This window comes from Planococcus sp. S3-L1 (assembly GCF_030063085.1).
Lineage (GTDB): Bacteria > Bacillota > Bacilli > Bacillales_A > Planococcaceae > Planococcus > Planococcus kocurii.
On record NZ_JASISN010000004.1, the window covers coordinates 150,840 to 172,781 of the forward strand.

Annotated in this window: 18 protein-coding genes, 1 pseudogene and 1 riboswitch; of the genes and pseudogenes, 7 read left to right on the forward strand and 12 right to left on the reverse strand. The window is 40.2% G+C overall.

Translation table 11 applies throughout. From position 1 onward, the window contains the following. Window positions 1-232 precede the first annotated feature (232 nt). Window positions 233-1,141, forward strand: coding sequence for a proline dehydrogenase family protein (locus tag QMF37_RS06210; RefSeq protein WP_071153419.1), 909 nt, complete (start codon window positions 233-235; stop codon window positions 1,139-1,141). Window positions 1,142-1,216: 75 nt separating this feature from the next. Here the strand turns inward: QMF37_RS06210 and QMF37_RS06215 are convergent, their stop codons facing one another. Both QMF37_RS06215 and QMF37_RS06220 read right to left on the reverse strand, forming a co-directional pair. Further along, window positions 1,217-2,164: a ring-cleaving dioxygenase gene (locus QMF37_RS06215; protein ID WP_071153418.1), complete on the reverse strand. Its 948-nt coding sequence runs from the start codon at window positions 2,162-2,164 to the stop codon at window positions 1,217-1,219. 85 nt (window positions 2,165-2,249) lie between these two features. After that, window positions 2,250-3,011 (reverse strand): hypothetical protein, encoded by a 762-nt coding sequence (locus QMF37_RS06220; RefSeq protein ID WP_071153417.1) that lies wholly within the window; start codon window positions 3,009-3,011, stop codon window positions 2,250-2,252. 342 nt (window positions 3,012-3,353) lie between these two features. Between QMF37_RS06220 and QMF37_RS06225 the strand changes: the two genes are divergently transcribed. Beyond that, window positions 3,354-4,274 (forward strand): alpha/beta hydrolase, encoded by a 921-nt coding sequence (locus tag QMF37_RS06225; protein ID WP_071153537.1) that lies wholly within the window; start codon window positions 3,354-3,356, stop codon window positions 4,272-4,274. A gap of 42 nt (window positions 4,275-4,316) precedes the next feature. Here QMF37_RS06225 and QMF37_RS06230 read toward each other — a convergent pair whose 3' ends face one another. From QMF37_RS06230 to QMF37_RS06270, 9 genes are all read right to left on the reverse strand, one after another. Beyond that, window positions 4,317-5,633, reverse strand: a complete 1,317-nt coding sequence (locus QMF37_RS06230) for a nucleobase:cation symporter-2 family protein (protein WP_151897504.1) — start codon at window positions 5,631-5,633, stop codon at window positions 4,317-4,319. Next, entirely contained in the window at window positions 5,630-6,217 is a 588-nt protein-coding gene (locus QMF37_RS06235; protein ID WP_058386567.1) for a xanthine phosphoribosyltransferase, read from the reverse strand. Before QMF37_RS06235 ends, QMF37_RS06230 begins: the two co-directional genes overlap by 4 nt. A 147-nt stretch (window positions 6,218-6,364) precedes the next feature. After that, window positions 6,365-6,466, reverse strand: a riboswitch (purine riboswitch). 177 nt (window positions 6,467-6,643) lie between these two features. Next, complete coding sequence (locus QMF37_RS06240) at window positions 6,644-7,258, reverse strand: PH domain-containing protein (protein WP_283477270.1); 615 nt, start codon at window positions 7,256-7,258, stop codon at window positions 6,644-6,646. A 222-nt stretch (window positions 7,259-7,480) separates the two neighbouring features. Then, a complete protein-coding gene (locus tag QMF37_RS06245; protein ID WP_283477272.1) occupies window positions 7,481-8,782 on the reverse strand; it encodes a DUF4139 domain-containing protein in 1,302 nt (433 codons plus the stop codon). Between the two features lie 29 nt (window positions 8,783-8,811). Next, window positions 8,812-9,033 carry a hypothetical protein gene (locus QMF37_RS06250; RefSeq protein WP_058386570.1) on the reverse strand — a complete coding sequence of 74 codons (222 nt, stop codon included), beginning with the start codon at window positions 9,031-9,033 and terminating at the stop codon, window positions 8,812-8,814. 134 nt (window positions 9,034-9,167) lie between these two features. After that, window positions 9,168-10,832, reverse strand: a complete 1,665-nt coding sequence (locus QMF37_RS06255; RefSeq protein WP_283477274.1) for a formate--tetrahydrofolate ligase — start codon at window positions 10,830-10,832, stop codon at window positions 9,168-9,170. 186 nt (window positions 10,833-11,018) lie between these two features. Further along, window positions 11,019-11,981 carry a hypothetical protein gene (locus QMF37_RS06260; protein ID WP_058386572.1) on the reverse strand — a complete coding sequence of 321 codons (963 nt, stop codon included), beginning with the start codon at window positions 11,979-11,981 and terminating at the stop codon, window positions 11,019-11,021. 132 nt (window positions 11,982-12,113) lie between these two features. Further along, window positions 12,114-12,503, reverse strand: coding sequence for a hotdog fold thioesterase (locus QMF37_RS06265; RefSeq protein ID WP_418054999.1), 390 nt, complete (start codon window positions 12,501-12,503; stop codon window positions 12,114-12,116). A gap of 50 nt (window positions 12,504-12,553) precedes the next feature. Further along, a complete protein-coding gene (locus QMF37_RS06270) occupies window positions 12,554-14,110 on the reverse strand; it encodes a fatty acid--CoA ligase (RefSeq protein WP_283477277.1) in 1,557 nt (518 codons plus the stop codon). Window positions 14,111-14,542: 432 nt separating this feature from the next. On the opposite strand from QMF37_RS06270, the gene QMF37_RS06275 reads away from it, so the two are divergent. Together QMF37_RS06275 and katA are read left to right on the forward strand one after the other, a co-directional pair. Next, window positions 14,543-15,556, forward strand: coding sequence for a C40 family peptidase (locus QMF37_RS06275; protein WP_071153412.1), 1,014 nt, complete (start codon window positions 14,543-14,545; stop codon window positions 15,554-15,556). 421 nt (window positions 15,557-15,977) lie between these two features. Beyond that, entirely contained in the window at window positions 15,978-17,444 is a 1,467-nt protein-coding gene (gene katA, locus QMF37_RS06280; protein WP_078080078.1) for a catalase KatA, read from the forward strand. 109 nt (window positions 17,445-17,553) lie between these two features. Here katA and QMF37_RS06285 read toward each other — a convergent pair whose 3' ends face one another. After that, entirely contained in the window at window positions 17,554-18,957 is a 1,404-nt protein-coding gene (locus QMF37_RS06285) for a protoporphyrinogen oxidase (RefSeq protein ID WP_283477281.1), read from the reverse strand. A gap of 154 nt (window positions 18,958-19,111) precedes the next feature. On the opposite strand from QMF37_RS06285, the pseudogene QMF37_RS06290 reads away from it, so the two are divergent. The 3 genes and pseudogenes from QMF37_RS06290 to QMF37_RS06300 all read left to right on the forward strand — a co-directional run bounded on the left by QMF37_RS06290 (window position 19,112) and on the right by QMF37_RS06300 (window position 21,925). Beyond that, window positions 19,112-19,669: pseudogene (locus tag QMF37_RS06290) on the forward strand (nitroreductase family protein). 283 nt (window positions 19,670-19,952) lie between these two features. Beyond that, window positions 19,953-21,383, forward strand: a complete 1,431-nt coding sequence (locus QMF37_RS06295) for an FAD-binding oxidoreductase (protein ID WP_283477283.1) — start codon at window positions 19,953-19,955, stop codon at window positions 21,381-21,383. Further along, a complete protein-coding gene (locus tag QMF37_RS06300) occupies window positions 21,380-21,925 on the forward strand; it encodes an MFS transporter (protein ID WP_058386579.1) in 546 nt (181 codons plus the stop codon). Before QMF37_RS06295 ends, QMF37_RS06300 begins: the two co-directional genes overlap by 4 nt. The last annotated feature ends 17 nt before the right edge of the window (window positions 21,926-21,942 follow it).

Here is a 21,942-nt window from a genome sequence, read left to right on the forward strand (position 1 = left end):
CATTGACATGCTAATTTTTTTTATCAACCAACTAAACAAAAGCGTGACTGTCTACAGCATCTATCTACGCTAAGATTTTTTGTTTTCAGTTAATATGTGATATGCTCTGAGGTAATAATGGATTATACAGCAACTTCCTCCGGAAATTAGACTGTATTTCATTGAGCAGGGGATTTCCTGTTCTAAAGCTTGGCTATCGACGAAGTGTTTTAACAGTATAGGAGGAATTAAAGTGGGTGTAACAAAAAATTTCTTTATCGGGTTGTCCAAAAACCAAGCGTTAAATAGTGCCGCTAAAAAATGGGGATTGAAATTAGGCGCAGGAAAAGTCGTCGCTGGGACTGATATCAAGAGCATGATGCAGTCTGTAAAGGAACTGAATGCCAATGGAATTAGTGCCACAATCGATAGCTTAGGTGAATTCGTCCACACAGAAGAAGAAGCCACAAAAGCGAAAGAAGCCATATTAAAAACACTTGAAGCCATACAGATTTATGGCGTTAATGCACATATGTCTGTTAAATTAACACAAATCGGTTTGGACATTGACACGGCCTTTTGCCTAAAAAATATTCAGGAAATTGTAGCAGCTGCAGCTAATTATGATATTTTTATCAACTTAGATATGGAAGATTATGATCACTTGCAACAAACGCTTGATATTCTCAAAACGCTGCTCCAGGAATACGAAAATGTAGGTACCGTTATTCAAGCCTATCTGTTCCGTTCCGAAAAAGATGTGGAAAACCTGCAAAATGTACGACTTCGTCTCGTAAAAGGTGCTTACAAAGAAAGCGCAGAAGTTTCCTACCAAGAAAAGAAAGAAATTGATGAAAATTATTTAAAACTTATCAAAATTCATCTTCAAGCTCCTGGATATACGTCCATTGCGACTCATGACCACCATATCATTGAACAGGTAAAAGCATTTGTAAAAGAAAAAAATATTTCTCTAGACCGCTTTGAGTTCCAGATGTTATACGGATTCCGCTCAGAAATGCAAAAAGATTTGGCAAAAGAAGGATTTTCTTTCACCACTTATGTTCCTTTTGGTAAAGACTGGTATGCGTACTATATGAGACGGTTAGCCGAAAGACCTCAAAACATTAATTTGGCCTTAAAAAGTATGATTTCTAAATAATGACAAGAAGCACCTTCGAATTTTCCGAAGGTGCTTCTTGTTATCTAGCTTCTACTTTTAGGTGCTCACATGTTTTTACTTTTTTGATTTTAGATTTTTTACTCTAATAGGCGGCAGATTACGCTGAATATTTTTTCGATGTGTTTCGTACTGCTTGGGCAGCATTAACGCTTCGCCAAGGGATTCTTGGGGTTCGTCTATCGCAAATCCTGGTGGGTCCGTAGCGATTTCAAACAAGATGTCCCCGTATTCGCGGAAATAGATCGCGTTAAAATACTGTCGATCTTGAACAGGTGTTACGCCCAGCCCATAAGTTTCTATCTGCTCTTTCCAGTCTAGTTGATCTGCATCGTCTTTTGCACGCCAAGCAATGTGGTGGACAGTTCCAACGCCCATTTGTCCTGTACCTACTGGAGATAATTTCACATCAATGATATTACCGAGATCATTTGCTGCACGGAAACGCAATAAATCGTGTTCTTCTCCTATTTTTTCGAGTCCTAAAACGGTTTCTAACAATTCAGCTGTTTTTTCAGCATTAGCTGTATATAAAGTTGCACCTCCAAAACCTTTAATAGCCACATCTTCTGCCACTTCTTGAGTTTCCCAATTATTCAGTTGCCCGGATTGTCTTTCCACGAGTTCTAAATGAAGGCCATGTGGATCATCAAATGCTAAATACCGCTCTTCAAAGCGTGTTGTTTTTGAAAATGGAATCTCGAATTTTTGCAGTCTTTTTTCCCAGAAAGCTAAAGCTCCAGTCGGTACTGCGTAAGTAGTAACGCCGACTTGTCCATCTCCGATTTTCCCTTTGTACGCATTGCCCCATGGAAAAAAGGTGATGATGGTACCTGGTTTGGCGGTTTTATCACCGAAATACAGATGGTACGTATCGGGATCATCAAAATTCACTGTTTTTTTTACTAAACGCAAGCCTAATACACCCGCATAAAAATCCACATTTTCCTGAGGATCTCCCACAATAGCGGTAATGTGATGAATTCCCATTGATTTTTTTGTCATTCCGTAGCACTCCTTTAGTTAGTAACTCTATCTAGCATCTTACCATTTCACTATCTCGAATTAAAGATAGCTAGTGACCTGCCACTTATTCGGTTTCTTTTTCAGTATCTTGCTCCGGCATGTTGTCTTTAAATTCTTTTATTTGTTCTTTCTTTTGCTTTTTGACTTTCTTCAATGCTTCTTTGTCTTCTTGTTTGTCTTCTTCGATTTCTTGTTTCATTTCTTTTTCTTTAGATTTGGTAATATTCGAATTTTCCTGTTCTTCTTCTACTTGATCTTTTAAGTGTTCTTTAACTTCTTCAATTTTCTCTGAATCCTCTTTATATTGCTCTTCTACTTCTGAAGTAGAAGGCAGAAAAGGTTCGTCATTGTAATCCGTTCTTTTACCATAACGCAGCATTTCATAAATAATCAGACCGTTGTTCGGCATACCATTAGCCGTTTTCATTGGTACGGCATCAAATAATACGTAGTAAAACGCATAAAAGACAAATCGATTCCAAAACGTTGCTTGCTCTTCAAACAAGCCATTCGCTATCATGGCATTTAATGACACTGCTACTATTACATTGACTAGAATAGGACCTGCATAAAGTGCTATATAGGCAAACTTGCCTTCACGTTTTAGTGAATCGTACGAATACCAGCTATACAAATGATAATATTTTCGTACGTCGAACATCCCTATTTTGAAAATTCTTGGTCCTGAACCAATTGTCATCCTCGGGTTTTTCACTCCCAAAATCAAGCTCATCAGCAAATAACCTGATTCTCTCAAAAAGACAACGACGGGCAATATAATAAATGCAGAAATAATTAATGCAATTAAATCAGCTAATCCAAACATTCGCCCACTCCTTTCAGAAGCTTTAAAAGCCTCACCTCTTAATCTACCCGCCTTATGTTGCGTTCTGACATAAACATGATGACAAATACATTTCATTTTGATGAACTTAATTCTTTGGTCGCTATCTTTTTTCTGTTAGCATAGCTATTATATAGAGAAGTTGGACATAATTGGAATTGACGCATAGGACTTATTTAATCTATACCCAAATAGATAGCTATTCAATATAGGCCATTCAGTGAAATTTTAGTTTAAAGGAGAGCTATCGTGAGAGTAAAAATGGAACGCTTAACGCTAAAAAAATGGATTGTTTCTACTTTATTTATTACGTTTTTATTTGTTATGGTCATTTTTGAAGAAGTCACTGCTCCACCTGATGCTTTAGCTTCCATACAAATTACAGGTTCTGCTGCATTTAGCTCTCCACCTACTATTCATGAAATCACCGAACGAGTCACTCGTGTTAAAAACTTATCCTATAATTCTTCTAAAAATAGCTTGTTGGATATTTATTATCCCGAAAATGCACCTGCATCAATGCCAGTCATTTTATGGATACATGGTGGAGGGTACGTTGGTGGCTCTAAAGACAGTCGCCAGGATTATGCCATGGCTCTTGCAGATGCGGGCTACGTCGTGGCGAACATTGATTATGCGCTAGCTCCTGAATCGCTTTATCCCGGGCCTGTAGTACAAGCAAATCAAGCGCTTACTTATATGCAACTTCATGCTGCTGAATACGGTGGTGATATGAACCGAGTCTTTATCGGGGGTGACTCAGCAGGGGCTCAGATTGCTAGCCAAGTTGCTGCGCTTATGTCCAATACTGAATTGGCTGAAAAGATGGCCATTCAGCCGGCTATTTCCAATAGCCAGCTTCAAGGAGCCGTGTTGCTATGCGGCTTGTACAACTTAGATACAGTGAGAGCGACCGCTTTTCCAAACATTGATAAGTATTTAGCAGCTTATACAGGTGTGGAGCCTTTTGAATCGTTCTCGAAAATTGATGAACTTTCCACCGTTCAACATGTCAGTTCTAATTTCCCGCCTGTGTTCATTACAGTTGGCGATGCAGATCCTTTTGTATCTCAGTCAACCGAACTCGTTGACGTTTTGCAATCTCATGATATTCCAGTAAACTCTGTCTTTTTCGAAGGTACTCAAAAAAACCTGAAGCATGAATATCAATACGATTTAAGCATGGAAGACGCTCAAGAAACACTGCAAAAAACAATTCAATTTCTTTCTGTTCAGGGTGAATAAAAAATGAGCAAGTCGCGAACTCGCGACTTGCTCATTTTTTATTCACCCTTGGTTTATTGCATTATCTTTCACAGCTGCTGCTGCACGTTGACGATTTTTAGAAGGCAGCATATTGAAAAGAATATTTAAGACAATAGCGGTAACACTGCCGGCAACAATGCCATTGCTAGTCAAAATTTGAACGCTTGAAGGCAGTTGTATGAATAATTCAGGAACTACTGTCACGCCCAGACCAATTCCAACAGAACAGGCTATAATCATAGAATTATCTTGAGAATCCGTAACAACAGTGCTCAACATTTTAATACCTTGTGCAATAACCATACCAAACATCGCAATCATCGCTCCTCCGAGAACTGATGGAGGAATGATCGTTGTCACAGCAGCAATTTTCGGAACAAATCCAAGCGTCACCAACATAATAGCTGCAATGAAGATAATTTTTCGTGATTTAACACCAGACATTTGAATCAGACCGACATTTTGTGAAAAAGCAGTGTACGGGAACGAGTTAAAAATACCACCAAGAACAATGGCTAATCCCTCTGCACGATACCCTTTTGCTAAATCTTTTTCTTTAATGTTCTTTTTTGTAATGTCTCCAAGCGCAAAGTAAACGCCTGTCGATTCGACTAGTGACACCATCGCCACTAAAATCATTGTTAAAATAGCAGGTAATTCAAATGTCGGCATTCCAAAGTAAAAAGGCTCGACCATATGGAAGTACGAGGCATTGGCAATAGGAGAGAAATCCACTTTCCCAAGCAAGGTAGCAGCAATTGTCCCAACGACCAATCCTAAAAGAATCGCGATAGCTTTCATAAAACCGCTAGAGAATCTAAATAGAAAAACGATAAACAACAGCGTTCCAAAAGACAAAGCAATATTGGTTAGTGAACCGAAATCACTGGCACCTTGTCCACCGCCCATATTGTTGATTGCAACCGGAATTAACGTAATTCCGATTATGGTAACGACCGTACCCGTAACGACTGGTGGGAAGAACCGAACAAGACTTCCGAAAAATCCACTGATCAAAACGACAAATAATCCAGAAACAAGAATAGCACCATAAATAGCGGATATGCCATACTGTCCCCCAATAGCAATCATTGGTCCAACTGCTGTAAACGTACAGCCGAGCACCACCGGAAGTCCGATACCGAAAAAACGGTTGCTGACAATTTGAAGAATCGTCGCTACCCCACAAAGTAAAATATCAATGGCAACCAAATACGTTAGCTGTTCTGGCGTCAGTCCAAGTGCTTCTCCAACGATTAGCGGAACTAATACCGCTCCTGCATACATCGCTAATACATGCTGAAATCCTAAAGCCGTTTCGCCCAGCATCTTCTTCATTGCGTGTTAGCCTCCCCGAAAAATGACACTGTCCCATTCTCCAAAGACTCAATATTCGCCAATGTTTCCACGCGGATGCCACGTTCACGAAGCAATTTGCCTCCGGGCTGGAACCCTTTTTCAATAACGATACCGATGCCTGCAAGTTTAGCACCTGATTGTTCAACGATATCTAATAATCCAAGAGCTGCTTGACCATTAGCAAGAAAATCATCCATTACTAGGACTACATCATCTTGTTGAATAAAATCTTTTGATACAGAAATATCGTTAGTTTCATTTTTAGTGAATGAGTGGACACTAGCTGTGTACATATGATCAACCAATGTTAGCGATTTACGTTTTCTTGCAAATACGGCGGGTACGCCTAAAACTAACCCCGTCATCATCGCAGGTGCAATACCCGAAGACTCCAACGTTAAAATTTTTGTGATGCCATCATTTTTAAAACGCAATGCAAATTCTTCTCCAATTGCTTGCATTAATGGTGGATCAATTTGATGATTTAAAAATGAATCTACTTTTAATACCGATTCCGACAAGACTTTGCCGTCCGATAAGATTTTGTCCTGCAATTTTTTCATAACCGTCAGCTCCCTTTCTGTCACGGCTGAAGGCATGAAAAAAAGCCCTCAGAACGTGCATCCATCCATATCATGAGTGGAGCAATGTCCTTCGAGCTTGAATTCGAAAGGAAACAACAAGAATAGACACCTAAAAAGGCCCAATCCTTCTGTTTCGTTGCTTCTCATAGTCAGTTTATTTAAGGTAAACTGGTAGAAACTTGCGAGCCATATTCTCGCTGTTATATGAGTGAATCGTATTTGAATGGTCTTATTATAGCACGCTACTGTAGCTTTTCAAGCAAGCCTCGATTTAAAAAAGTATTCCATTTTTTCAGATAAAAACAGTTATCTAGTTCTTAGTAAATCATTTCTGGATTTTTTGGGATACTTCACTTTTATAACAAGAAAAAGATGGCTGTTGAGTTAGCAGCCATCTTTTCTCTATTAATTATTAATATACTTCTCAAACACATCTCCGAAATCTTTCACGTGGTATTGGTTGCGGACGGAAGTCATCCACGTAAAACCAAAATCAGTAAGCTTCGAATATTCGTCTCCTAACGCAACTTCACCCACTCGCGAGTTTTGTAAAATGGTAACGGCCTTGTTTAAGCTGTCATTTGCCATATTGATAATAATTTCGTTTTCGTGTGTGCTTTCAGCAATTCTCAATAACGATTTGTACAGGTCCGTTAACCGGTTTGCCTGTTGTTTTTGAACATCAATTTTAAAAGGTAGCGTTCCTACAGCAAAGGCAAGTTCAATATCCAAGTCGATTTTCCCAGCAGTTTCGAGAACAACATTTGAAATGGTGTGCTGAGAATAAAGGAAACGTCTTAATGTTCGTTTAGACGACATTGCACTTTCACCATCAACGTGAATGATTGCGAGATTTGTGAAGCAATATTCATCCGCCTTGGTCTTGATTAGAAAATAGATTTTCTCTCCGTCTTCGTGCATCACGTAGTCGTCAGAATCCGTTTTATCGAAATCTTGCGGGTCAATTATTTTTCCTATGTCCGATAAGCCAAGTGCTTCTGAAGCCATTTTTTTAAACATTTTACTCGTTCCCCTTTGCCTGTAAAGTAATAGTCGTTCGAGTTGATTTTATCAAAAAAACGAGCAGGGCGACATAATTATGCAGCTCTTCTTTTAGCTGATTTTTTGAAAAAAAGGTTCTATATCGGTCGAACTAAAGGAATAGTTTTACCTCATTGCGTAAGAAATCATCAAACCATAGAGCACAATGGAATCACTGTTTCCATTTACTATCGTTCACATTTATTGAATTTGTTCTTCAGTTCTTCTGTCCACTTTATAAGTGAACTCTACCTCTACTTTTTTACCTGCAGCTAGATGTACACGAAATTCCAGTTTATTGGACTGCTTTAATTCGTAATCATGACTAGACGATTCCATCTGCCAGATCTGTTCGAAAACCTGATGAGTCACTTCGATTCGTACAGATTCCAATTTTTTATTTTGCAACTCGTACACATAAGTTACGTAGTCAAAATGTCCACTTCTGCTGCGTTTTTTCTCCCGGCTTTCACTACTGATATCAAAAGCTTTTCCGATAGCTAACGATACTTTCTGCTGATTCGTTTTGTGGATCATGGCATCTTCTCCGATGAACTCCATTTCGTCATTACTGTCTTGCTCATATACTTTAACTATTCCTTTAGGTAGCGGAACACCTAGCTTGTTTTCCACGTTATTGTAAAACTCCACACGAACTTCTGCCTGCTGACTACCCGATTCAACTTTATAGACCTTTCGGAAATCTACTCCTTGTATTTTCATCAATCTGATTTGCTTTGTTTGATCCTGTAAAATGGTCACGGGGCGGGCCATACTATACATGTGGTAATCCTCGAAAGTGTGCTCTTCAAAAAAAGACTCCTCTTCCTCTGTAGCTGCAAATAGCCGCGCTTGTGCATGCAACGGGTGTGCCTCTTTGTATCGATTTACGTTTCCTGAAGTCAACTTGAGTCGGCTTTCGAAAAAATCGATCCCACTATCATTAGAAAGTTGAATCCAACTCGTGAGATTTAAATAAGATCCACGGATTTCCGCGACGTAGTTTGCTTGCCATTTTAATCCTTTTGTTAAATAAGAAATCCCCACTTCAGTAGCCGTTTCAACTGCCACGATCTTACATACTAACGTCGGTCTCATCAAAAGCCCCTCCGGCAGCGAAGGTAGGATCAACTGTCCAATCGGATCAATAGTGATTTCTCCGGTATCGAGTTGTTCCACAATAATGTTACCTGACGTGCTCAATAAACGAACTTTTATCGCTTCACCCAATTCTGCATTGTTTACAGTAATAACCTGACCGATATACCAGTCTAAGAGTTTTTCTTTGCTAATGAAGTTGGCACTATACGTTTTTTCTAGTACTTGGAGCCCTTCGATCAATACGGAATCTGCTTCAATCTCTGAAGCGACATCCAAAAATTGAATGTCAGTCACTGCTTTGTTTTCTGGAACCATCCGCTTTTCTTTGACCATTCCAAATCCATCGTTATAAACAGTCAAACCTGAAGACGTCACTTGTTGGCGTGTTGATTGAAATTTCATCCAAATCTCTCCTTCCAAATCCAACTTGTCTAGCGGTTAAAATACGCTCTTACATAAGCAATGGTTCCCAATCGACATTGTTCTGTCAGAGGAGATTTTTTCGGATGCACGAGTTCTCCATACAGCAATTCCCCTAAAAATCTCAACTCTTCTTGGTACCACTGGTTTTTTTGGTGATCATAGACATCAATTTTGACATAAATCGCTGTTTCTCGTTCCACAAAATCGGTAACAGTAATTTGGCAGTCCATGTTGGTTCCTCCCGTTTTTTACTCTTCACTTTCCTTGTATTCTACCACCTCTCTCGATGATTGGCTTTTCATTTTTAATGATTGAATTTTTCTCCATCAAAAAAGACTCAGAGCTTTCGCCCGAGTCTTTGTTCTTAAAATAAACCAATTGCTTTGCCATCATTTGTTACATCCATCTTCAAAGCAGCAGGTTTTTTTGGTAAACCTGGCATCGTCATAATGTCGCCTGTTAGGCACACTAAAAATCCTGCGCCCAGTTTCGGTATAATTTCTCGTATGGTAATCGTAAAGCCTTCAGGACGACCTAATAATTTAGGTTGATCTGATAATGAGTATTGCGTTTTCGCCATACAAATCGGCAATGAATCCCAGCCGAATTTTTTCAATTCAACTAACTGCTTTTGCGCAACATCAGACAACTGAATGCCTGCGCCTCCGTAAACCTTTTGAACAATCGCACAAAGTTTGTCTTCAAATAGATCTTCTTCTTTATAAAGATAATGAAAGTCTGTTGGACGCTGCAATTCTTGTTTGACTAGCTTGGCTAAAGCAATTCCACCTTGCCCGCCCTTTTCCCATACTTCCGTTAGTGCAATGGCAACGCCTTCGATTTTTGCCCAGTCTAACACGACAGCTAACTCTGATTCGCCATCTCCTGCAAAGCGATTGAGTGCTACGACGGGTTCAATTCCGAATTGACGGATTGTGTCTACATGCTTCGCCAAATTGACCATACCGCGCTTGACGGCATCTGCATTTTCTTCTGACAACAGATCCTTTGTCACACCACCGTGCATTTTAAGCGCACGAACAGTTGCTACAATTACAACCGCATCCGGATGAAATCCACCTTTTCTGGATTTAATGTGCATGAATTTCTCAGCACCTAAATCTGCACCAAATCCTGCTTCTGTCACTACGATGTCCGCTATTCTTCTAGCTGTGTTCGTTGCAATGAGCGAGTTGCAGCCATGTGCAATATTGGCGAATGGTCCGCCATGTATAATAGCGGGCGTTCCTTCAATTGTCTGAACCAAGTTAGGCTTAAAGGCATCTTTCAACAATAAAGTTAACGCTCCTTCAACTTCAAGGTCTCTGACAGTTACCGGCTCTCTATCGTAAGTATACCCAATGACCATTTGTGCGAGTCGCTCTTTCAAATTCTCTAGCGAAGTCGCCAAACACAAAACCGCCATAATTTCTGAGGCTACAGTGATGTCAAAGCCATCTTGACGTGGCACGCCTTGTCCAGGTCCACCAAGACCAATCGTTACTTGGCGTAGCGCGCGGTCATTGATGTCCAATGCTCTCTTCCACGTAATGCGACGCGGATCAATATTGAGGGTATTGCCTTGGTGTAAGTGATTATCAAGAAACGCAGCTAATGAATTATTGGCTGACGTGATGGCATGGATATCTCCCGTAAAATGCAAGTTTATATCTTCCATCGGTAGCACTTGTGCAAAGCCACCACCCGTTGCACCACCTTTTACACCCATGACCGGACCTAAAGATGGTTCACGGAGAGCTACTGCCACTGATTCATCCAATTGTTTAAAAGCATCCGCCAAACCTACCGTTACAGTAGACTTCCCTTCTCCAGCAGGTGTCGGACTAATTGCCGTTACTAGTACGACTTTCCCTAATTTTTCAACAGGTGGCAACTGATCTACATTGATTTTCGCTTTAAAATTCCCGTATAATTCCAAGGCTTCTTTAGAAATGCCCGCTTGTTCGGCAATTTCCAAAATCGGCAGTATAGTCGCTTTGCTCGCAATCGATAAATCAGTAAACGCCATGAATAAAATCCCAACTTTCAATTTTTTTATTTAGTATAACCTGTTTTTCAATAAAACAAAAAATAACCGCTTTTCTATCTTTCAGAAAAGCGGTTGATATGCACCGGTAAACAGAGCAGAATCCTTTAGTCTCTAAGATTTACAGACAGTTAAAATGTTGACTTTTTTTAAAAAGTAAATCTTGCATCAAAATCGCAAATCTCCGATAATGGCCAGTTCCGGAAAGTCTTCCTCCATTATTGCCAATAAACTATTTTCCTCTAGCTGATCATATAGCTCTTCTTCATCAGCTTTTTGGATTGTTTCCAAGCCTTCTGTTAGATCATGAAATTTCAGAATGTATTTTCTCTGATCGTCTTTAGTCAATACATAGACATCAAACGGCTTGTATTTTTTCACTTCACCCACATCTTGATGTTCCACGATTGATGCCGCGTCTAATTTATCGAAATGACTATAAAGAAAAGCTTCAGAACGTTTTTCTTCGGCTGAGATAAAACTCATCTTTGCGTAATGCCGGTTGATAAAGCGTTCCGACAAGCGTTGGTGGAACGAAATGGTTTCCCATTCCACATCGTTGCTGTACTTTTCAATAAAACGTTCCGATAAGACTTGGTGACGTGTAACGAGTAGCCAATCTACTTGATTTGCATGTCGATGAATTAACGGCATCGGCAAGTACTGATAGCGGCTCAGTTCATGCCACGCTAATTTGTTCTGATGCCTCTCCATAAACGCCGGCGACAAGCCCTTGGAATTCGCCAATTGTTGCTTCATGGAGACAAACTTCCAGTAGTCTCCAGCATCAAACGGTTTGCCTTCTTTTTCAACTAGCTTTTGCTGTTTTTTGCTGAGTTGTTCTACATTAATCGGCTGCCATTTCTTTTTAGTCCCATAATTTTCGATAAAACGTTCCGACAGTTTTTGCGCTTTAATAATATCTTCCCAAAATAAGCGACTTCTATACTTCTGTATGAAACTCTCGGATAATTCTTGATAGCGTGAAATCAGCTGCCAGTTAACTTGATCTAAATTTTCTTTAATAAAGTTCTCTGACAAGGATTCTTCTTGGCAAATTTGACTCCATGGAATCGAGCGTTTATCTTTCAAGTTTTTTGCTTCCATTAGTTCTACTAAAGAATTAAACATAGTAACCACTCTCTCTTTACAGTTTGTTACTGTCCATACTAACATGCCTTTCCGCGAAAAACTCACAATAGACATAGCAAAACCCTTGCCTCTAGAAATAGAGGCAAGGGTTTTGCTATGCGTCCTTATTCACTACTTTTTCATTTTAGCAATTGCTACAGTACATCTCGAAATACAAATCAATTTTTCATCTTCATCAACGATTTTAATATCCCAAACCATAGTTGTGCGTCCTTTATGGAGTGGCGTACCGATGGCGGTTACTATTCCGTCCTGCTTACCGCGCAGATGGTTGGCATTGATTTCTAACCCTACAGCGATTTCCGTTTCCTGATCGATTAAATTCCACGTTCCCATACTCGCAACCGTTTCAGCCAATACTACGGATGCACCTCCATGCAATAGCCCAAAAGGTTGATGAGTCGCTGCATGGACAGGCATCGTCGCTATGACTTTTTCTGGAGTAACCTCGGTTACTTCAATTCCTAATGCACCTAAAATAGTTTCTTTCATTGATTTCATTTGCACGTTAACATTCTCCTTGTCTGTATATCCCCTAGTTATTGTTATCCCTATTTATCGTCTTTGGCATAAAGTTCACGCAACAGAAATTTCTGTATTTTACCGCTGGCATTTCGTGGCAGTTCATCGACAAACTGGTAAGATCTGGGCCGCTTAAAGCGTGCAAGGTTGTTGTTATCGAGGCAATACTCTTCCAATTTCTCTTTAGTGAGTGATGTGTCTTTTGCAACAATAAATGCCATCACTGCTTCGCCCCATTTTTCATCGGGAATCCCTAAAACCGCAACATCTTGAACCATGTCGTGTTCATGAAGAGCATCTTCCACTTCACGCGGATAAATATTTTCTCCACCGCTAATAATCATGTCGTCAACTCGATCGGACACAAACAAATAGCCATCTTCATCCATATACCCTAAATCACTCGTATGGTACCACCCTTTATATAGCACACGGGCCGTTGCCTGCGGACGATGGAAATAACCACCCATCATGCTCGGTCCACGAACAATAATCTCTCCCACCTCAAATGCTGCTAATTTGTCATCGGGTTCAGAAGAACCTTGTTCTTGTGTCCGAACGATTCGAATTTCGTGGTTAAAAGCCGGTTTTCCAGCTGAGCCTGCTTTTGTCAACTGTTCATCTTCAGCAAGAAAGGTAATCGCTGGTCCCATTTCCGTTTGACCATAAGCTTGGATCAATGCAATTCCCAGTACTTCTTTAACTCGCTTTACGAGTACAGGCGCCATCGGAGCTGCTCCATACAGCCCGCGCTGCAAAGTTTTCACTTTAGATGCGGCTCCTTCTAATTCGGTCATCATGCTCCACATTGTCGGCACAGCAAACATAACCGTAACTCTTTCGTTTTCAATGGTCTCGATTGCCGTCTGCGGATTAAATTGATGCATGATAATACTTGAAGCGCCGGCCTGGACGCGTGGAATAACGCAGCAATGTAATTCTGCACAATGAAACATGGGTGCGACGACTAACCCCACATCATTCTTCGTATACTTTAACATTGCAATGCACGTCATACTTTGTTCCGCCATGTTGCGGTGGTAGTGAATTACTCCTTTTGGTCGTCCTGTTGTGCCACTTGTATACATAATCGCGTAAATATCCATTTCATCTACTTCTACAAGCGGATCTGTTGCAGACGCCGCATTGACTTGTTCCCGATAACTTATTGCGTAAGTAGGAACCGTATCGTCTATAAACCAAAATTGAATACTCGGAAACTGGGAAGCTATTTTCTCAACTGTATCTTTTAAAGCTTCTTCAAAAAGAACGATTTCTGGTGTCGCGTCATTTAGAATATAAGCTAACTCTTCGGGCTTTAAACGAAAATTAATGGGATTGAAAACGGCTCCTATTTTTGCACAAGCAAATAAAGCAGTAGGCAATTCACTATTATTGAAAAGAAAACTTGAAACACGATCTCCTTTACAGACACCTACAGCAATTAGCGCATTTGCTAAACGATGAACTTCATCACTCCACTGCGAATAGGTCCACCTTTTCTCTCTTCTCATATCTACCAGCGCTTCTTTATTTGGATACATGCTTACTGTCTGATCGAATACTTTGCCAAGTGTTGCATACATTTTGTGCTCCTCCTTTTGATGAAACCATTTGTTCTATCAAATCAACTATATGATGTCAGAAAAAACCCAATATTGCAACAACTCTAAATCTATCTTAAATCAAGGCATTAACTGGACGATGTCTATATCACCTGTCGCTGTTGCAAACGATTAATTTAATATATTTTTTTGCAATAAACAATCATCTAACAAGAGCTATTAACTTTTATTAAAACTGACCGATATTATTTTGTGTAGGACCTACGTCTGCCTATAATTCTTCAACTAAACATTCCTTATTTAAAGATTTAAAATCAAATTATCATTACTTTTATTTTTGTAACACAAATGTAATATTGATTCTTATTGCCTATATTGAATTAATTATATAGAATTAAGAAAATTACAAAAACAATAAACTAAATAAACAAGATTAGAAAAAGGGGCTTGAGAATGAGAAGAGTTATTTTTACTTTAGTTGCTGCTACTGCATTATCGATGGCGATCGGGGCTTCCAACACAGAAGCAAGTACATATACCGTTAAACCAGGAGACACATTATGGAAGATCGCTTCTAGTAATAAGGTTTCAGTTGATCAGCTGTTATCGTGGAATAAGTTACCATCTACTTCGATTCATCCAAATCAGACCATCAAAGTCGCAGCTACTTCGGCTACCGCTCCACCAAAAAATACCGGAACTAAAGCACCAGTAATCTCTACTAGTACATATACAGTCAAAGCCGGGGACACTTTGTCACAGATAGCTCGAATTCACAGTACCAACGTGAGCTCTATTCAAAAATTGAATCAGCTACCTGATAGCAATATACGTCCCGGCCAAAAGCTAACAGTCAGCGGCAAGGCGCAAGCTAGCACACCAACAGTTACTAAACCCAATACATACCGCGTAACGAGTGGAGACACATTAACAACTATTGCAAAGCGGCACGGTGTTTCCGTTTCGCAATTAATGAGTTCTAACAGCTTAAAAACAAGTTCGATTCGTCTGGGCCAAGTTTTAATAATTGATGGCAGTTCAGCCACTGGTCAACTGGTTACCGTTTCGAAACCAACTACTACTGCGCCTAGTTCTGGAGCCATTTCTACAGTTATTGCTATAGCCAACTCTTCAATAGGTACCCCTTATAAATGGGGAGGAGCTGCACCAGGTGGATTTGATTGTAGCGGCTTTATTTATTACGCATACAATCAGGCAGGATTCAACGTTCCAAGAACCAGTACAACAGGCTTTGACGCAATTTCTTCTCCTGTGAGTTCTCCACAAATTGGCGATTTAGTATTCTTTAAAAATACGTATCGGGCCGGAATTTCACATATGGGTATTTTTATTGGGAACAATAGCTTTATTCATGCAGGTGGCGATCGTGTTCAAGTGACAAGTCTAAATGACAGCTACTGGGGTTCACACTTCGATAGCTTCCAACGCCTAAATGTTACGAAATAAAAATACAAACAGTACCCGTCCAACAGGTACTGTTTTAGCTTGTAGACAAAAGAATACTTATTCATTTTTTGTCTACACCTAGGATTCTCCGCACCAAGTGGACGCTTTGCGACGAAGCTAGCGCAGCGATGCAGGAGAATGGGTTTTCAGTGACGAGGAGACTGAAGCTGAGCCCACGGAAAGTAAAGTGGCCAGCCCAGTTGGAGATTATACATCACTATTCAGTTTAATAAGACTTTGTCTATAGTCTGAAACAGTACCCGTCCAACCGGTACTGTTTTTTTGCACACATTCAATGGCTCATTAGATATAGAAACTCCTTAATTATAGTTATTATCATTTAGTATTGATTTTAATTTAAAGGGTGATATGATTAGAGGTATAGTGTTTATATTAAAATAGAAAATGAGGTGTTCGATTTATGACTACGAACAAAACAGGTTTAACAACTAGCTGGGGGGCTCCAGTAGGAGACAACCAAAATTCTCAAACCGCCGGACAACGCGGTCCCATTCTTTTGCAGGACGTTCATCTTCTTGAAAAGCTTGCACATTTCAACAGAGAACGTATTCCTGAGCGTGTAGTTCATGCAAAAGGAACAGGCGCACACGGTTATTTCGAAGTAACTCAAGACGTTTCAACATATACGAAAGCGGCTTTTTTATCGGAAGTTGGTAAGAAAACAGAGATGTTTGCACGCTTTTCAACTGTTGCTGGTGAACTAGGCTCAGCGGATACAGTTCGCGACCCACGTGGCTTTTCTTTAAAGTTCTACACAGAAGAAGGAAACTATGATTTAGTCGGTAATAATACGCCAATCTTCTTTATCCAAGACGCGATTAAATTTCCGGACTTTATCCACACACAAAAGCGCGATCCACGTACTCACTTGAAAAACCCTAACGCAGTGTGGGACTTTTGGTCATTGTCACCAGAATCATTGCACCAAGTAACTTATTTGATGGGTGACCGCGGAATTCCCGCTACACTTCGTCATATGCACGGTTTTGGGAGCCATACATTCAAATGGACCAACGCTGAAGGTGAGTCGGTTTGGGTCAAGTACCATATGTTAACTGAACAAGGCATTCAAAACATCACACAAGAAGTTGCTGACAAAATCGCTGGCGAAAATCCTGATTTCCATACAGAAGACCTTTTCAATTCAATTGAAGAAGGCGACTTCCCTGCTTGGAAAATGTATGTACAAGTTATGCCTTTAGAAGATGCCAACACATACCGCTTTGATCCATTCGATGTGACTAAAACATGGTCTCATAAAGACTATCCACTAATGGAAGTTGGCCGCATGGTACTTAACCGCAACCCCGAAAATTATTTTGCTGAAGTTGAGCAAGCTACTTTCTCTCCAGGCACTTTGGTTCCGGGTATCGACGTATCTCCAGACAAAATGCTGCAAGGCCGTTTGTTCGCATACCACGATGCACATCGCTACCGTGTAGGTGCTAATCACCAAATGCTGCCAATTAATGCAGCGAAAAACCAAGTGAATAATTACCAACGCGACGGCCAAATGAACTTTGGCAACAACGGTGGTGGTTCTGTCTACTACGAGCCGAATAGTTATGGGGGTCCTACTGAAACTGCAGCTGCTAAACCAGCTCCACTTGAAGTATCTGGCGTAACTGATTCGGTGCCTTATTACAAAGAGGATTATTACACACAGCCAGGCGATCTTTACCGCTTGCAAAGTGCTGAAGAACAACAACGTCTTGTTGCAACTTTCGTTGGCGGCTTAAATGCTGTTGACAAAGAAGACATTAAACTTCGTCAAATCAGCCATTTGTATAAAGCAGATGCTGAATTTGGTACACGCGTTGCTGAAGGTCTTGGTCTTGCGGTTCCAGATCTTACAGAAATAAAATAAGTACTTGATAATATCATTTCTATTTTCTCAATTAGCCGTTTATCCAAAATGTGGATAAACGGCTTTTTATTGTTTTAAACCTAAAAAAAGACCATTGCTGGCCTTTTTTCTACTCTTCAATTTGATCGGCTAAATTATTAGCGATAATTTCTGCCAGATCGGAGCCATTTTGAATACACGCTCCGATTCCGACACCAAAATAAGAGGAACCTGCTAATTTAATACCCGGTACCAATTCTTCCATTTTCAATTCTAACGCACTAAGAGCTGTTTTATGGCCCATGTGATAATTTGGCATTAAGTTTTTCCAACCAGTCACTTCGACAGCCAAAGGTACATCTTCAATTCCTAAGCTTTTGCGGACATCTTCCATCGCTACCGCTGTCAATTCTTCTTTTGTTAAACTCTTTAACCTACCGTAAGATGGGTGTGAACTCTTGTAAAATAGGCGCACGAGTAATTTATGGTTTGTGGACGTATGACGCCACTTCCGACTCGTCCACGTACAAGCATTGCAATGCAAATCACTTTCCTGCGACACAATGAATCCCGTCCCATCTTCAGGCAGTCGATCATCTGGAATATCAAATCCAAGATAGACACTTATCAAGGACGAATTCAAAAACTCATCAAATTCCGTGTCCAGCTCCGCTATTTCTAAAAGTTGCTGCGCTACTTGATGAGGCGTTGCTAAAATTACATAATTTGCTTCTATTGTCTCGCCGTCTTCAAGCTCTATTCGGTAGTGTGCCGCTTCTTTTTTGACGGCTTTGGTTCCAACTCCCTTAATTATACGGGCATGTTGTAACTTATTTTCCAATTCGTCGATTAACACCTGCATACCGCCATCAAATGAGATAAATTTTTTATTGACCGCACCTTGGAAAAATTCTTTATTGGCTTCGAATCCTTTTATAATACTGCCATACTTATTTTTGTAATCAACCAAATAAGGCAATGTCGATGCCAAGGTCAATTCGTGAAGGTTTCCAGAATAGACTCCCGATAACACAGGCGCAATCTGATTTTCAACCAATTCTTTTCCTAAGAAAGCTTGGAGAAAATCCCCAATTGAGCTATCCCGCGTAAAGCTTTCGTTCATACTATCTAAATCTTCTAACGCTCTCTTTTTGCCGTCGTCAGAAACAAGCGTCGAACTAAACAAAGCCTCTTTACTCATCGGAATACCAAAAACAGTATCTTTCGGAATAGCATGCAGGACATTATTGGCATATAAATACGAAATTCCAGTGCCGTTGTAAACCATCCGTTTTTCCAAGCCTAACTCTTCTATTAGCGGCAGAACACTGGCATGACGTGCAACGATAGAATCTGCCCCGACTTCCATTATAAATTCCGAGTCTTTCACCGTTTTGATCTTCCCGCCTAATTGTTCCTTTTCTTCAATCAGTACTAACTCCATATCGAGATGTTCTTTCAGGTTTAGTTTTTGTAAATAATACATTGCGGAAAGACCCGTAATTCCCCCGCCGACTACAACAATTTTTTTCAACTCAATCCACTCCTTGCCTATACTTATATTCTACCAACACTTTCAGTTGTCAGCCTAATTGTTCATGTCTTTTTTGATACACTTTTAATCTCTCTGCGTGTTAGGATAAAGAATAGATAACCGCATTTTTTGCGAAAGGGAGAGACGTTTAATGATGAACGCTATTGATCAGAATATCATAGAAAGACGCTCCATCAAGAAATTTAAGGATGATGCGATCAACGTGGAAGAAATTATCGAACTGCTGAATGTCGCCAAATGGGCGCCTAACCATAAAGTTAATGAGCCGTGGCGCTTTCAATTGTATACAGCTGCTGGGAAAGAAAAATTCGTTGAAGCTTTTATGTAAGCCATGCGAACGCCAGAAGGTGAAATTCCACCAAAAGCGCTAAACAAAGCCGACTACTTCCGGAGTATTCCACTTCATTTGGTTGTCGTTATGCCTGAAGATCCAAGGCAACGAAGATGGGACGAAGACTACGGTGCAGTTTCATCGATGCTTCAAAATTTCCAACTGGCTGCATGGCAACGCGGCATTGGTATGATTTGGCGTTCTAACGACTGGATCTACAACCCTATATTCCGTGAAGCCCTTGGTGTAAAACCGGGCGAAAAAATTATTGCTACTATGATGATTGGGTACCCTGCTCATATTCCGGCAAAACAACAACGCACTGATATCCGTGAAAAACTGACAATTATTAGTGAATAGCATCGTTAAGCTTGTTTTCTAAAGCTTCTCCCATTATTGGGGTAGTTCACTTTTTTAATATTGAAAAGTATATTTTTTATGAATAATGGTAAGTTAGCTACTTATTTAACCTGATACAAAAGAGATGATGCAGCCTGCAACATCTCTTTTTATTTGCAACAACTCGGACACGATCAATAAAATTAAAATTCCTACTACTATTTACTAATTAGTGGAACTATTTCAATTAATAACGGTCTTATAGAGAAAGTGCGGAGAGTCTAAAAAAAAGGGTGAAGGCATTATGAAAGCTGCATGGATAATCCTTATCTACCTATCTGTTTTCGGCTTGTCTATTTATTTATATGCCACACAACTAAACGGCCCTGCAACTGAACTACATCAACGACTTTTACCTGTCGAGATCAAAACAGTCCGGTCAGGTACGACTGACGATGAGCTTCAGAAAATTGTTCGAGAAGCAAAGAAAACTGAAGAGGTTCTCTCAATCGCAGGCATGCAACGTAGCCAAGGCGGACAGACAGTTTATCCGAACGGTATCATGATGGATATGAAGCCGTACAACCAAATAGTCAACGTTGATAAAGCAGCAAAAACGGTGACTGTGCAAAGTGGAGCAACGTGGGCAGACATTCAAGAAGCCATCAATCCTTATGGCTTTTCACTAAAGGTAAGTCAATCGCAAAACATCTTCACTGTTGGTGGTTCACTGAGCGTGAATGCACATGGCTTGGACATTCGGAATGGTGGATTGACTGATACGGTTTCTTCAATGCGTCTAATAGATGCTAACGGGGATATTATCAAACTAAGCCCTACTGAAAATAGCGAGTTGTTTTATGCGGTTCTTGGTGGCTATGGTTTGTTTGGTATTATTCTAGACGTCACCCTACAGCTGACTGATGATGAGTTGTATAAAACCGATACGGCAAGCATGTCCTATCGCGATTACCCATCTTATTTCAAGCAACACGTACACAACGATCCCGATGCCAAAATGCACCTAGCTCGAATTTCAATTGCTCCAGAATCTTTTATGGAAGACATGTACACCATTACGTACAAGTCAGCTCAAGATCAACAAAAGCTTGCTCAATACCAAAAGCTGAAAACCGAAAACCTAGTAGCAGTACCGAAGTTTTTCTTAGGGCTGTCACGTATTAATGATGCTGGAAAAGACAGCTTTTGGAATGCACAAAAAACCTATACACAACAAATCGATGGCAATCTCGTATCGCGAAACAATGTTATGCGATCCGATTCTGAGTTCATGGAGTACGACAATAGCCGAAGAACCGAAATTTTACAGGAGTATTTTGTTCCTGTAGATCAATTTGAAAACTATATTCCGGCATTAAAAGCAGTTCTTGAAAACAGTCCTGACTTTAATTTAGTAAACGTCACGATCCGTTATGTGGAGAAAAATGAGGATGCCGTTTTATCTTATGCAAAAGAAGACATGTTTTCACTGGTACTGCTCATTAACCAAGGAACCGATGCAAAAAGTGTAAAAGAAACAGAAAAGGTCGTTCAGGATATGATTGATGTGACACTCGCACACGACGGTAGTTATTATTTACCTTATTTCGGCTACCCAACAAAATCTCAAATGCAAGAAGCTTATCCGAGAACCAAGGAATTCTTTGAGTTGAAAGACCAATTTGATCCGGATCACCGCTTTATGAATCTCTTTTATGAGGAGTATCGGCCATGAACTATAAACGTTTTATTTATTATCAAGGCACAATCGGCATGGCGTCCAGTATGATTTTCCCTTTCTACATTTTACTGATTCGCAATGTTGGCGATAGCTATGCTCAGTTTGGCTGGGCATATGGCTTGTTCGCGTTGACGGCTGCTCTTTGTTATCCGCTGATTGGGAAATACGCTGACCAAGTTGGGGATAAAACGTTACTTTTTGTTTATTCTTGGGGAATGGCGATTCTTTTGCTATTTTTCCCACTAGCTTCTGAAGTTTGGCACGTGTATATTCTACAAGTTCTCATGGGGATGCTGGGTGCTGTCCAGAAAAACTCTGAAAAAACGGTCTTAGCACGCTATGTTACAAAAGAAATGGCTGGCACGCAAATCGGCCACTATCACGTCTGGACTTCTGTCGCTGCAGCTGTTGCTATTATTGCTACGGGTTATCTCGTTGATTTTCTAACGATTGCCAGTATTTTTTATGTAGCATCCGTCATCTTTGCCTGGAGCGGTTTAATGCTAATGAAATTAAAGTCTGTCGAGGTATCATAAGCTGTTGACTATGTTGA

What these genes read in the sequence shown, in the direction of transcription:
- QMF37_RS06215 (WP_071153418.1), bottom strand. Translation starts at nt 2,164, where the DNA reads ATGACAAAAAAATCAATGGGAATTCATCACATTACCGCTATTGTGGGA.
- QMF37_RS06220 (WP_071153417.1), bottom strand. Translation starts at nt 3,011, where the DNA reads ATGTTTGGATTAGCTGATTTAATTGCATTAATTATTTCTGCATTTATT.
- QMF37_RS06225 (WP_071153537.1), top strand. Translation starts at nt 3,354, where the DNA reads ATGGTCATTTTTGAAGAAGTCACTGCTCCACCTGATGCTTTAGCTTCC.
- QMF37_RS06230 (WP_151897504.1), bottom strand. Translation starts at nt 5,633, where the DNA reads ATGAAGAAGATGCTGGGCGAAACGGCTTTAGGATTTCAGCATGTATTA.
- QMF37_RS06235 (WP_058386567.1), bottom strand. Translation starts at nt 6,217, where the DNA reads ATGAAAAAATTGCAGGACAAAATCTTATCGGACGGCAAAGTCTTGTCG.
- QMF37_RS06240 (WP_283477270.1), bottom strand. Translation starts at nt 7,258, where the DNA reads ATGTTTAAAAAAATGGCTTCAGAAGCACTTGGCTTATCGGACATAGGA.
- QMF37_RS06245 (WP_283477272.1), bottom strand. Translation starts at nt 8,782, where the DNA reads ATGAAATTTCAATCAACACGCCAACAAGTGACGTCTTCAGGTTTGACT.
- QMF37_RS06250 (WP_058386570.1), bottom strand. Translation starts at nt 9,033, where the DNA reads ATGGACTGCCAAATTACTGTTACCGATTTTGTGGAACGAGAAACAGCG.
- QMF37_RS06255 (WP_283477274.1), bottom strand. Translation starts at nt 10,832, where the DNA reads ATGGCGTTTACTGATTTATCGATTGCGAGCAAAGCGACTATACTGCCG.
- QMF37_RS06260 (WP_058386572.1), bottom strand. Translation starts at nt 11,981, where the DNA reads ATGTTTAATTCTTTAGTAGAACTAATGGAAGCAAAAAACTTGAAAGAT.
- QMF37_RS06265 (WP_418054999.1), bottom strand. Translation starts at nt 12,503, where the DNA reads ATGAAATCAATGAAAGAAACTATTTTAGGTGCATTAGGAATTGAAGTA.
- QMF37_RS06270 (WP_283477277.1), bottom strand. Translation starts at nt 14,110, where the DNA reads ATGTATGCAACACTTGGCAAAGTATTCGATCAGACAGTAAGCATGTAT.
- QMF37_RS06275 (WP_071153412.1), top strand. Translation starts at nt 14,543, where the DNA reads ATGAGAAGAGTTATTTTTACTTTAGTTGCTGCTACTGCATTATCGATG.
- katA (WP_078080078.1), top strand. Translation starts at nt 15,978, where the DNA reads ATGACTACGAACAAAACAGGTTTAACAACTAGCTGGGGGGCTCCAGTA.
- QMF37_RS06295 (WP_283477283.1), top strand. Translation starts at nt 19,953, where the DNA reads ATGAAAGCTGCATGGATAATCCTTATCTACCTATCTGTTTTCGGCTTG.
- QMF37_RS06300 (WP_058386579.1), top strand. Translation starts at nt 21,380, where the DNA reads ATGAACTATAAACGTTTTATTTATTATCAAGGCACAATCGGCATGGCG.